The 12,399-nt window shown below is 59.2% G+C and carries 12 protein-coding genes; 10 read left to right on the top strand and 2 right to left on the bottom strand.

Annotated features, from left to right (window positions below; genetic code table 11):
- Nucleotides 1-33 precede the first annotated feature (33 nt).
- Entirely contained in the window at nt 34-471 is a 438-nt protein-coding gene (locus tag ACQZ45_RS23955) for a YqaA family protein (RefSeq protein WP_076845918.1), read from the top strand.
- Between the two features lie 83 nt (nt 472-554).
- On the opposite strand, the gene zigA is transcribed toward ACQZ45_RS23955, so the two are convergent.
- Nucleotides 555-1,760: a zinc metallochaperone GTPase ZigA gene (gene zigA / locus ACQZ45_RS23950; RefSeq protein WP_003510636.1), complete on the bottom strand. Its 1,206-nt coding sequence runs from the start codon at nt 1,758-1,760 to the stop codon at nt 555-557.
- Nucleotides 1,761-2,118: 358 nt separating this feature from the next.
- Between zigA and aztA the strand changes: the two genes are divergently transcribed.
- From aztA to ACQZ45_RS23905, 9 genes are all read left to right on the top strand, one after another.
- Nucleotides 2,119-2,934 carry a zinc ABC transporter ATP-binding protein AztA gene (aztA, locus tag ACQZ45_RS23945; RefSeq protein WP_076845920.1) on the top strand — a complete coding sequence of 272 codons (816 nt, stop codon included), beginning with the start codon at nt 2,119-2,121 and terminating at the stop codon, nt 2,932-2,934.
- Nucleotides 2,927-3,793: a zinc ABC transporter permease AztB gene (gene aztB, locus ACQZ45_RS23940; RefSeq protein ID WP_003510628.1), complete on the top strand. Its 867-nt coding sequence runs from the start codon at nt 2,927-2,929 to the stop codon at nt 3,791-3,793. Before aztA ends, aztB begins: the two co-directional genes overlap by 8 nt.
- A gap of 30 nt (nt 3,794-3,823) precedes the next feature.
- Nucleotides 3,824-4,807 (top strand): zinc ABC transporter substrate-binding protein AztC, encoded by a 984-nt coding sequence (aztC, locus tag ACQZ45_RS23935; protein ID WP_065661668.1) that lies wholly within the window; start codon nt 3,824-3,826, stop codon nt 4,805-4,807.
- Between the two features lie 423 nt (nt 4,808-5,230).
- A complete protein-coding gene (locus tag ACQZ45_RS23930) occupies nt 5,231-5,923 on the top strand; it encodes a FadR/GntR family transcriptional regulator (RefSeq protein WP_003510624.1) in 693 nt (230 codons plus the stop codon).
- Nucleotides 5,920-7,092, top strand: coding sequence for a PLP-dependent transferase (locus ACQZ45_RS23925; protein WP_003510623.1), 1,173 nt, complete (start codon nt 5,920-5,922; stop codon nt 7,090-7,092). Before ACQZ45_RS23930 ends, ACQZ45_RS23925 begins: the two co-directional genes overlap by 4 nt.
- Nucleotides 7,093-7,129: 37 nt before the next feature.
- Nucleotides 7,130-8,389, top strand: coding sequence for an ABC transporter substrate-binding protein (locus ACQZ45_RS23920; protein WP_003510621.1), 1,260 nt, complete (start codon nt 7,130-7,132; stop codon nt 8,387-8,389).
- A 152-nt stretch (nt 8,390-8,541) separates the two neighbouring features.
- Nucleotides 8,542-9,486: a carbohydrate ABC transporter permease gene (locus ACQZ45_RS23915; protein ID WP_003510618.1), complete on the top strand. Its 945-nt coding sequence runs from the start codon at nt 8,542-8,544 to the stop codon at nt 9,484-9,486.
- Nucleotides 9,487-9,489: 3 nt separating this feature from the next.
- Entirely contained in the window at nt 9,490-10,320 is an 831-nt protein-coding gene (locus ACQZ45_RS23910; RefSeq protein WP_003510396.1) for a carbohydrate ABC transporter permease, read from the top strand.
- 4 nt (nt 10,321-10,324) lie between these two features.
- Nucleotides 10,325-11,401, top strand: coding sequence for an ABC transporter ATP-binding protein (locus tag ACQZ45_RS23905; RefSeq protein ID WP_025595914.1), 1,077 nt, complete (start codon nt 10,325-10,327; stop codon nt 11,399-11,401).
- 10 nt (nt 11,402-11,411) lie between these two features.
- Here the strand turns inward: ACQZ45_RS23905 and ACQZ45_RS23900 are convergent.
- A partial coding sequence (locus tag ACQZ45_RS23900; protein WP_448742569.1) for an ABC transporter ATP-binding protein occupies nt 11,412-12,399 on the bottom strand: 988 nt, incomplete at its 5' end.

The following is a 12,399-nucleotide window of genomic DNA, read 5'->3' as shown; positions in this document are numbered from 1 at the left end:
GCAGCGGGATTCGCTAAATGTGAAGGGTACGGAATGGCCGATCTGGCGGTATATGCGGGTTTGTTTCTGACGGCTTTTGTCGCGGCAACCATCCTGCCCATGCAGTCGGAGGCCGCACTTGCCGGCCTGATTATTTTGAAGTCCCAGCCGGTCTGGCTGTTGGTTACTGTTGCCAGTGCCGGCAATGTCGCCGGATCCCTCGCCAACTGGCTGCTCGGCCGTGGCATCGAACGCTTCCGGCATCGGCGGTGGTTTCCTGTGGGGGAAGCCGCGCTGCAACGTGCCCAGAACTGGTACAGGCGTTACGGCAAGTGGTCGCTGCTGCTCAGCTGGGCGCCGCTGATCGGCGATCCGCTGACGGTTGCGGCCGGCATCATGAAGGAGCCGCTGCCGGTTTTTCTTCTGCTTGTTACCATTGCCAAGGTTGGGCGTTATCTCGTGCTGACGCTGGTGACGCTGAATTTTCTTTGAATTGCGTTGCCGATACCTTCTCCCCGACGGGGAGAAGGCGAAAGAGGCATCCACTCGTCAAAAAGGTCGGAGTTGAGAACCAATCAAGCCGCCTGCCGGTCCCAGCTGGCGAAGGGGTCGGGCAGGTGTCGCCATGCGTCCGGGGTGAAGGCATCTGTGTCGATCAGGCACGCATCGAGTTGCGCGCGGATGCGCGCTTCGCTCATGGGATCGGAACCGATGAAGACGATTTCCTGCCGGCGGTCGCCAAAGACCGGGTCGAGATAGGGCTTCATCATGTCGAGGAACTGCTGCTCGCGCGGCCATTGCTCGCTCGGCACGGCGGACCACCAAAGGCCCATCTTGCCGGTGCGCACCAGTGCGCCGGCCTGGCTTATCTCCCCGACATAAGCTGGCCGCGTGGCCAGCCAGAAGAAGCCTTTGGCGCGCACCACACCGGGCCAGGCGCGGTCGATAAAACGTTGGAACAGCACGGGATCGAAAGGCTTCCTGGCGCGGTAAACGAAGGAGCGGATGCCATATTCCTCGGTCTCGGGAATGTGGTCCTTGAAACCGTGCAACTCCTTGAACCACAGCGGGTGTTCTTCGGCCTTGGCGAAATCGAAGCGGCCGGTGCCCAGCACCTCCTTCAGTTCCACCTTGCCGAAATCGGCCTCAATGAGTTTCGCATCCGGGTTCAGCCCGACGATGATCTTGCGGGCGGCGTCCCGCTCATCCGGCGTGGCAGTGCCGATCTTGTTGAGGACGACGACATCGGCAAATTCGATCTGCTCGACCAGGAGGTCTACGATGGTTCGGTTGTCCCCTTCGCCCGCCGTCTCACCACGGTCGGCAAGAAAGTCAGAGGAACCGTAGTCGTTGAGAAGATTGGCGGCATCCACCACCGTCACCATCGTGTCCAGATGCGCGACATCGGAAAGGCTGCGACCGTTTTCATCGCGAAAATCGAAAGTGGCGGCCACTGGCAGCGGCTCGGCAATGCCGGTGGATTCGATCAGCAGATAATCAAACCGGCCCTGCTCGGCGAGCGCGCGTACCTCATTCAGAAGGTCGTCGCGCAGCGTGCAACAGATGCAGCCATTGGTCATTTCCACAAGCTGTTCCTCGGTGCGCGAAAGATTGGCGCCGCCATCTCGCACAAGTGCCGCATCGATATTGATCTCGCTCATGTCGTTAACGATCAACGCGACCCGCAGACCGTCGCGGTTGGCGAGAATATGGTTGAGAAGCGTTGTTTTTCCGGCACCAAGAAAGCCGGAGAGGACAGTGACGGGAAGTTTTTTCGACATGCGGGCCTCGTTTTATTAGCGGTGGTAGCGTGGGAGTCATCGTCGTCACGACTTGCGGTAGAGAACGACGGGGCTAGTGGTCACATCGCTTGTTGCTTGTAACGTAATAACATTACATAAGCGCAGCGTGTCAACTGGCTTTAGAAAAATTGCTTGCCGGATGCTTCCTTCGGCTTGTCCCGGGAATCCAGAACCTGGCACGACCATACCCCCGAGGTGATCCTGGAGGTTTCGTCCAATGTGAGATGGAACCTACCTTTCCGATAGTTAATGTTATTTCATTACATATTCGTTTGACGAATGTAATAACATTACATATGAGGGGGTCATCAAATGACATCATGCCCCGGAGGGATCGATGAACGATCCGTGCCTTGCCTTTAAAAATCTGACACTCGGATATGCCGGCCGCGCGGCGGTGCATCATCTGGATGGCGATATTGCCAAAGGGTCGCTCACGGCGGTGATCGGCGCCAATGGGTCGGGAAAATCGACGCTGATGAAGGGCGTCGCCGGCATTTTGAAGCCACTTGGCGGTGAATGCCGGGTTACTCCAGGCGTTTCCGTCGCCTATCTACCGCAGCAGTCTGAACTCGACCGTTCCTTTCCGGCACAGGTGCGCGATCTGGTCGCGCTTGGTCTCTGGCCCAAACGCGGCCTGCTCGCTCGCCATCGCCAGTCGGACCGGGCGGCCATGGCCCATGTGCTGGAAGCGGTCGGACTTTCTGGCTTTGAAAAACGCAATATCGATTCACTCTCCGGCGGCCAGATGCAACGCGCCCTTTTTGCCCGCGCCATGTTGCAGGATGCGCAACTGATTTTGCTGGATGAGCCCTTCAACGCTGTCGATGAGCGCACCGTCGCCGACCTCATGGTGCTGATCAAAGCATGGGTTGCCGAGGGGCGCACGGTTCTGGCCGTTCTTCATGACTACGAGCTGGTGCGTCAGCATTTTCCACAAACACTTCTGCTTGCCAGACGGTTGGTGGGCTTTGGCCCGACACGGGAGGTTCTAAGGCCCGAAATGATGCAGCAGGCACGACGGTTTCACGAGGCATGGGACGGCGACGCCCCATGGTGCGAACCCGCAGCAGCGACGGTGAACGCCGACCTGGCGGAAAAGCCGCAGGATTTCCCCAAACACCCGCAGGCGCATTCGCATATCCATGTCTGATTTCTTCATCGAGCCATTCATCCAGTATGTCTTCATGCAGCGTGCGCTTGCCGGTGCCTTGATCCTTGCTGTCAGTTGCGGGCCGGTCGGGGTGTTTCTGATGCTGCGCCGCATGAGCCTGACGGGTGATGCCATGTCGCACGCCATTTTGCCGGGGGCGGCGGTGGGCTTTCTGTTTTACGGGTTGGAGATTTTGCCGATGACCATCGGCGGGCTGGTCGTCGGTCTTCTGGTGGCACTGGGTGCCGGTGCGGTTTCGCGCTTCACCATCCAGAAGGAGGACGCCTCGCTTGCAGCCTTTTACCTCATTTCTCTGGCGCTCGGCGTGCTGCTCGTCTCCTGGCGCGGCTCCAGTGTCGATCTCATGCATGTGCTTTTCGGCACGGTGCTGGCACTGAACAATGAAGCGCTCGGCCTCATCGGCGGTATCTGCGTCGTAACGCTGACGGTGATGATGGTTTTCTGGCGCGCGCTGCTGGCGGAATGCCTCGATCCCCTGTTTCTGCGCTCGGTCAGCAACTGGGGGAGCCCCGTGCACTTCCTCTTCCTCGCCATCGTCGTCCTCAATCTGGTCGGCGGGTTTCAGGCGCTCGGAACCCTGCTTTCGGTTGGCCTGATGATGCTGCCCGCTGCCGCCAGCCGCTTCTGGTCCAATCGCGTCGCGCCAATGTGCTTCATCTCGATCGGCATCGGCATGGTCTCGTGTTTTGCAGGCCTGCTTCTGTCCTATCACGCGTCGTTGCCATCAGGTCCGGCGATCATCCTGTCCGCAGGCGTCATCTATGTCCTGTCCATCGTCGTCGGCACACGCGGTGTGCTTCGCGATCTTCTCGGTTCCGGTCGTCACAGAACGGCCTGAAAACAGCGTTTGAAAAAAGGAGAACCCTTCATGTTCCAAACCCTACGTCTTGCTACCTGCGTAAGCCTTCTCTCCCTTTCCCCGGTCCTGATGGCGCAGGCTTCTGCGGCTGAACTCAAGGTCGTGGCCAGCTTCTCGATCATTGCCGACTTCGCGAAGAATGTCGGCGGCAACCGCGTCGAAATCACCACGATCGTCGGACCTGACGGCGACGCGCATGTCTACGAGCCGCGCCCGGCCGACGCCGTTGCTGTCAGCAAGGCGGATGTTGTGCTGGTGAACGGCCTTGCATTCGAAGGCTTCCTGAAGCGGCTGATCGATACCAGCGGCACAAAGGCGCCGGTGGTGGAACTGACCAAGGGCGTGAAACCCCTCAGGATTTCCGACGAGCCAGCCGGTCACGCACATCCGGAAGCCGAGGAAGAGGCGGGTCACGACCACAAGGCAGAGGAAGCGCATGACCATGAGGGACACAATCACGGTGAATTCGATCCGCATGCCTGGCAGTCAATCAAGAATGCGGAAATATACGTGAAGAACATCGCCGGCGCATTTTGCGAGGTCGACAAGGCCGGTTGCGCAACTTACACCGCCAATTCACAGGCCTATATCGCCAAGCTCGCGGCTTTGAACGAGAAGGTGAAGACCGAGATCGCCGCCATTCCGCCGGAAAAACGCAACATCATCACCTCACATGATGCCTTCGGTTATTTCGAGCATGCCTATGGTCTCGAATTCCTGGCGCCGGAAGGTATCTCGACGGATTCCGAAGCGTCTGCCGCCGACGTCGCCAAGCTGGTGGATCAGATCAAGCACGACAACGCCTCGGCGATCTTCGTCGAAAACATCACCGACAAGCGGTTGATGGACCAGATTGCCAAGGAAACCGGCCTGAAAGTTGGCGGAACGCTTTATTCCGACGCGCTCTCGACAGCCGACGGCCCGGCCGCAACCTATATCGATATGGTCAACCACAACATCGATACCATCAAGGCGGCCGTGCTTAGCCAGTAAGAAGACAAAACGGGCGAGGGTGGCACCAGCCACCCTCAGACACCTGACTAACGTATCCCCACACTCGATGTCATCCTCGGGCCCGTTCCGGGGATCCAGTCACGTATCGTAAAATCAATAGCTGGCAGATGCTCGCGATAGGCCCGAGCGCGACGGAGGAGAAGTTTTTTCCTTCTGTCCTAGGCCCCACGGTCGATTGTGCCGTCTCGCAAATTTTGCCCAGCCGGTAAGCCTTCTCCAGCGTTACCAACGCCCAAATCTCTAATTTCCTTCTATTTTTCCCGGAATACGCGGTTCAACAGGGATGTGATCTCCCTGTTTAGGCTGCTTGCGTTCCCCGTTGACAATCGATCAACCGTTTGAAATGGTAAGATGTCAGACCAATTCAAAGGGTAACTCTTGGATAGATCCAGCCGCGAACTAATGCAGCCTATTCCACCCAGCGACCGTGTGCGCCAGGTCGAGGCGGCACTCTCCGATTACGTCGAGAGGGCGGGACTGAAGGCTGGAGATCGGTTGCCGGCCGAGCGAGAGCTGATGGTGGCGCTGGGTGTCGGCCGTTCCACCATTCGCGAGGTCATCCGTAAGTTTCAGGCGCTGGGCGTTATCGACAGCCGCAAGGGCAGCGGCAATTATCTGCTTAAGCCGATTTCCGCCGCAACCGTGCATATGCCTATCTCCATCGATGCCGAAAGCCTGCGCGATGCGTTGTTGATGACGTTGGAAGTCCGGCGTGGCATCGAGGTTGAGGCCTCGATGGCTGCGGCGCGCCGGCGCACGGTGGAGGATATCGCCACGATGGAAGCGCGGCTCGATGAGATGGAGCGGGTGCATCTGGCTGAAGGCACGTCCGGCAAGGCCGACCTTGCCTTCCACCTCTCCATCTATGACGCCACGCATAATTCGCTGTTCAAGCAGCTGCTCGAGCAGATGCGCGAAGGTTTCGAACGTTTCTGGCTGAAGCCTTTCGACCGGCCGGACTTTGCAAGCCGCTCCTTCCCTTTTCACCGCACGCTGTTCAACGCCATCGCCGCCGGCGATGCGGAGACCGCCCGTGAAGAAACACTGAAAATCCTCGCTGTCGTCGAGGAGGATATCAAGGACATGTCGAAATGAACCAAGGCAACGATCTCTTCGATCCCGCCTCTCTGATCGTCGCCCATGACGAGACCCACGCTTTCGAAGCTGTGGTCCCGCCGCTTGTGCAGACTTCGCTTTTCACCTTTTCCAGCTACGACGAAATGGTTTCCACCTATCGCGGCGAAAAGGTGCGGCCGGTCTATACGCGAGGGCTCAACCCGACCGTCAGGATGTTTGAGGAAATGCTGGCAAAGCTTGAGGGCGCGGAAGATGCGCTTGGCTTCGCCAGCGGCATGTCGGCCATTTCCTCCACCGTTCTCTCCTTCGTTTCGCCGGGTGACCGCATCGTCGCGGTGCGCCATGTCTATCCCGATGCGTTTCGCCTGTTTGGCACCTTCATGAAGCGCATGAATGTCGAGGTGGTCTATGTCGACGGCCGCGACGAGGCGGCGGTTGAAAAGGCTATGCCCGGCGCGAAGCTCTTCTACATGGAAAGCCCGACCAGCTGGGTGATGGAGGCCCATGATGTCGGTGCGCTCGCCGCGATCGGCAAGCGCCATGGCGCCGTCACCGTCATCGATAATTCCTGGGCAAGTCCTGTCTTCCAGCAGCCGATCTCGCTCGGTGTCGATCTCGTCGTGCATTCGGCGTCGAAGTATCTCGGCGGGCACAGCGATGTGGTCTCCGGCGTGGTTGCCGGTTCAAAGGCAATGATCGACCGCATTCGTGCAGAGACCTATCCCTATCTCGGTGGCAAGATGTCGCCCTTCGATGCGTGGTTGCTGATCCGCGGCTTGCGCACCCTGCCGCTGCGCATGAGGGCGCATCAGGCATCGGCGTTGGATATTGCCAGCCGCCTGCAGGCGCTCGATGTGGTGGAAAAGGTTTGCCATCCTGGATTGGCGAACCGCCTGCCGCCCGGCCTCAACGGTACGTCTGGCCTGTTTTCCTTCATTTTCAAGGAAGGGGTGGATGTGCGCGCTTTTGCCGACCGCCTCAAACTTTTCAAACTGGGTGTTTCCTGGGGTGGGCATGAAAGCCTGATCGTCCCGGGTGAAGTGGTGCTTGAACAGAAGGCGCAGCCAAACTCCGCCCACACGTTCGGCATCAGCGCGCGTTCCGTGCGCCTGCATGTCGGACTGGAGGGCACAGAAGCGCTCTGGAACGATCTCGAACCCGCGATCAAGGCGGCCTCGGCCGTCTGACGCGTCTCAAAACTGACGACAAAAAGGGGAGAACGACATGAAAAAACTGGTAGCAGCAGCAATCTTTACCGCCCTGATGACCGGAACGGCGCTGGCGGATACGACCTTGAAACTGGTCGAGGTCATTACAAGTCCCGAACGGACGGAAACGCTGAAGGGCATCGTCTCGAAGTTCGAAACTGCCAATCCCGGCACCAAGGTGGAGATCATCTCGCTGCCCTGGAGCGAGGCCTTCCAGAAATTCGCCACGATGGTCTCCGCCGGAGATGTGCCTGATGTCATGGAAATGCCTGACACCTGGCTTTCGCTTTATGCCAATAACGGCATGCTCGAAAGTCTCGAACCCTACCTCGCCAAATGGGAATACACCAAGGGTCTGAGTGAACGCACGCTGGAACTCGGCCGTGATGTGAAGAACACGGCCTATATGCTTCCCTACGGCTTTTATCTCCGGGCCATGTTCTACAACAAGAAACTGCTGGAACAGGCTGGCGTGAAGGAGCCGCCGAAGACGCTCGACGAATTCGCCGATGCCTCCAAGAAGGTCGCAGCACTTCCCGGCAAATACGGTTATTGCCTGCGTGGCGGGCCGGGCGGACTTAACGGCTGGGTCATGTTCGGCGCGTCCATGGCGGGATCGAACGAGTTCTTCACCAAGGACGGCACCTCCACCTTTGACAGCCCTGGCTGGGTGAAGGGCCTGACCTATGTGATCGATCTCTACAAGAACGGGTTGGCGCCGAAAGACAGCGTCAACTGGGGCTTCAACGAGATCGTCGCGGGCTTTTATTCCGGCACCTGCGCCTTCCTCGATCAGGATCCGGACGCCCTTATCGCCATTGCCCAGCGCATGAAGCCGGAAGATTTCGGCGTCATGACCATGCCGAAGGGACCTGACGGCAAGACCTTCCCGACCATCGGTTTCGCCGGCTGGTCGATCATGTCGGCATCCGCCAACAAGGACCTCTCCTGGAAACTGGTCGAGACGCTGGAAGGGCCGGAAGGCAATATCGAGTGGAACAAGAAGACGGGTGCGCTGCCGGTGCACAAGTCGGCGGAGAAGGACCCCTTCTACGCCAGCGAGCAGTTCAAGGGCTGGTTCGACGAACTGGCGGACAAGAACGCCGTGCCGACGAAGATGCCGACCTATCTTGAGGAATTCGCATTCTTCAAGGATTCGCTTGTTATCAAGACATCGCAGGAAGCGCTTCTTGGTGATATCTCACCGGAAGACCTCGCCAAGCAATGGGCTGACTATATGACGAAGGCGCAGCAGAAGTTCCTCGCCTCCAAATAAACCACACGGTTGGCCGCGCGAGATTTGAACCCGCGCGGCCGTTCTTGCGGGCTGTCACAAACGGCAGGCCCCATTTCAAAACGTGCGGACCGGCTGGCCAGAAGCGTTAGAAAAACCTGTCCGCCCCGCCGTCCGATCAGGAGCGATCAATCATGTCCTATGCCCATGGCGCCGGACCCGTGGCCGCGCGCAACCGCGCCGGCAAGCCGGCAATGCAGCGTTTTGCCGACTGGGCCGAACCCTGGCTCTATAGTGCGCCGGTTCTCGTGCTCATTGTTGCCGTCATGCTGGTGCCGCTGGTGCTCGGCCTGTCCTATGCGTTTCGTGACGTGCAGCTGCTCAATCCTTTTTCCGGCGGTTTCGTTGGCTTGAAACATCTGGAGGCACTGTCGCAGGATGCGGCCTTTTACCGGGCGCTGAAAAATACGCTGTGGTGGACGGGGGCTTCGGTATTCCTGCAGTTTTTCTTCGGTCTCATTTTGGCGCTGCTGCTGGACAAGCCGTTCGCGGGCAGGGGGCTGGCCCAGGCGCTGGTGTTTCTTCCATGGGCCGTGCCAACCTTTCTTGCCGGTCTCAACTGGGCGTGGCTGTTCAATCCGGTCATAGGACCGCTGCCGCACTGGATGGTCTCGCTCGGGCTTCTCTCCGCGCCCAACAATATTCTTGCCGATCCGCAGCTTGCCATGTGGGGGCCGATCATCGCCAATGTCTGGTGGGGCATTCCTTTCTTCGCCATCACATTGCTTGCCGCACTTCAGGCGATCCCGCGTGATCTTTACGAGGCCGCTTCCATTGACGGGGCAAACCCGTTGCAGCGCTTCACCTCCATCACCCTCCCATTTCTCGCACCCACCATCGCCATCACCGTTTTGCTGCGCACCGTCTGGATCGCCAATTTTGCCGATCTCATCATCGTCATGACCAATGGCGGACCGGCAGACCGCACCCAGATCGTTGCGAGCTACATCTTCACGCAGGCCTTCCGGCGGCTCGATTTCGGTTATGCCTCGGCCATCGCGCTGGTACTTCTGGTGCTGCTTCTGGCCTATTCCATGCTCATCGTGCTCCTGCGCCAACGCCTTATCGAGAAGGACTGACCGATGACATCAAGGATATTCCTCACCCTTGCCCATCGCCTGGCGATCCTCGCCTATATCGTCTTTGCGCTGTTTCCGCTGTTCTGGCTGCTCAAGGTCTCGGTCACGCCGAATGACCTGCTTTATAGCGAAGGCGTGCGAATGTGGCCGTCGCACGCGACGCTCGATCATTATCGATATGTCATAGAAAACAGTGCCTTCCCGACATTTTTTAAGAACAGCGTCATCGTTGCCGGCTCCACGGCACTTGCCGTTACGGTGCTCTCGTCACTGTCCGGTTATGCGCTGTCGCGGTTCCGCTTCAAGGGCAAATACTGGATCGTGGCGCTGATGCTGATTACCCAGATGTTTCCGCTGGTCATGCTGGTCGCGCCGATCTTCAAGATGCTGTCGCCGCTCGGCCTCACCAATAGCCTGACGGGTCTCGTCATCGTCTACACCGCCTTCAACGTGCCGTTTGCCACTTTCCTAATGCAGTCATTCTTCGACGGTATTCCCAAGGATCTGGAAGAGGCGGCGATGATCGACGGGGCAAGCCGCTTCACGGCATTCCGCCAGATCATCCTGCCGCTGACATTGCCGGGCATCGCTGCGACGCTGGGCTTCGTCTTCACCGCCGCGTGGAGCGAGTTGCTGTTTGCGCTGATGCTGATTTCGGGCAACCAGAGCGCCACATTCCCGGTCGGGCTGTTGACCTTCGTTTCAAAATTTTCCGTCGATTTCGGGCAGATGATGGCGGCGGGTGTTCTGGCGCTCATTCCGGCCTGTCTCTTCTTCCTGCTCATTCAACGTTATCTCGTGCAGGGCCTGACGGCCGGCGCGGTGAAAGGATAATCCCATGGCTTCCATCGAGCTGAAGAATGTCGGCAAGACCTATGGCGACCTTGCGGTCCTGCACGGGGTCGATCTGAAGATCGAGGACGGCGAATTCATCGTCCTCGTCGGCCCATCCGGCTGCGGAAAATCGACACTGCTGCGAATGATTGCCGGTCTGGAGGAGATTTCAGCGGGCGAATTGACCATCGACGGTGAGCGCGTCAACGACCGCAAGCCGAAGGACCGGGATATCGCCATGGTGTTCCAGTCCTATGCGCTTTATCCGCATATGAGCGTCGCCGACAATATGAGCTACAGCCTGCGCCTGCGCCGCAGCACCAAGGAAACAATCGCGGCGGCCGTGGCCGGTGCTTCGGCGAAACTCGGTCTCGATCCCTATCTGGCGCGCCGTCCGAAAGCGCTTTCCGGCGGCCAGCGCCAGCGCGTCGCCATGGGCAGGGCCATCGTGCGCCAGCCTAAGGCTTTTCTGTTCGATGAGCCACTCTCCAACCTCGATGCACGGCTTCGCGAGCAGATGCGGGCCGAAATCAAGCGCATGCATGCTGATCTCGGCGCCACCTCGGTTTATGTCACCCATGACCAGATCGAGGCGATGACGCTAGCATCCCGTATCGTCGCGATGAATGCCGGCCATGTGCAGCAGATCGGCGCACCGCTCGATCTCTACGATCGCCCAGCCAATCTGTTCGTCGCTGGTTTTATCGGTTCGCCGGGCATGAATTTTCTGGAAGGACGGCTCGGGCGTGAGAATGGCGGTAGTTTCGTCGTGCTCGGCGATGGCACACGCCTCGAACTCGGCCGCGACGTGAAGCTTGCCGATGGTGAGCCGGTCACACTCGGTATCCGGCCGGAACATGTCACCGTCTCGCCTGCGGATGGTGCTGTCGAGGCGACCGTCGATCTCGTCGAGCCGACGGGTCTCGGCATCATCCTGCACCTGACCGTGCATGGATTGCCCTTCAAGCTGTTTTCGTCTGATCGGGCGCTGTTGCAGCCGGGCAAGTCCATGCGGGTCGGTTTCCCGCAGGAACGGCTTCATGTTTTTGACCGAAACGGTGTCAGGATCGACGAGGCCTGAACTTAAGGCGTCATATCGCGATGCCCTTGTCATCGAACCTGTGGATTTTGGCATCATCTGGTGTGATGAAGACGGTATCGCCGTGTTTGCATTCGAATTCACCGTCGGTTCTGGCGGTGATGGGGCCGATGCCGGGGACGTCGAGGTGGAGGAAGGTGTCGGAGCCGAGATGTTCGGCGACCGTGACCTTGCCCTGCCACAGGCCGGTTTCTTTCGACAGCGTCAGGTGCTCGGGCCGCACGCCGGCGGTGGTCGCACCCTTTTGCCGGGCGTAGTCGCCGGTCACCAGGTTCATGCGCGGCGAGCCGATGAAGCCGGCGACGAAGAGGTTGGCGGGCGAGCGGTAAAGCTCCATCGGCGAGCCGACCTGCTCGATATTGCCGCGGTTGAGGACAACGATCTTGTCGGCCATGGTCATGGCTTCCACCTGGTCGTGGGTGACGTAGATCATCGTCGTCTTCAGCGTGTTGTGCAGCTCGGAGATTTCCAGCCGCATGGTGCCGCGCAGCGCCGCATCGAGGTTGGAGAGCGGTTCGTCAAACAGGAACGCCTTTGGTTCGCGCACGATGGCGCGGCCGATGGCGACGCGCTGGCGCTGGCCGCCGGACAGTTGCGAGGGCCGGCGTTCGAGATAATCGGTGAGGTTAAGGATGCGGGCGGCATCGTCGACCTTCTTGTCGATGACGGCCTTGTCGAGCTTGGCCATCTTCAGCGGGAAGGCGATGTTGTTCCTGACGCTCATATGCGGATAAAGCGCATAGGACTGGAACACCATGGCAAGGCCGCGCTCGGCCGGGGCCTTTTCGGTGGCGTCGTTGCCGTCGATGACTATTCTACCGCCGGAGACGTCTTCCAGCCCGGCAATCAGGCGCAGCAGCGTTGACTTGCCGCAACCGGAGGGGCCGACGAAGACGACGAACTCGCCGTCATGGATGTCGAGATCGATCGACGGGATGACTTTTGCCTCGCCGAAGAGCTTGGACACGTTCTGAAGGGAA

It is taken from the genome of Agrobacterium sp. 16-2014-1-2a (assembly GCF_053522705.1).
This window is presented reverse-complemented; position numbering and strand designations above follow the sequence as displayed.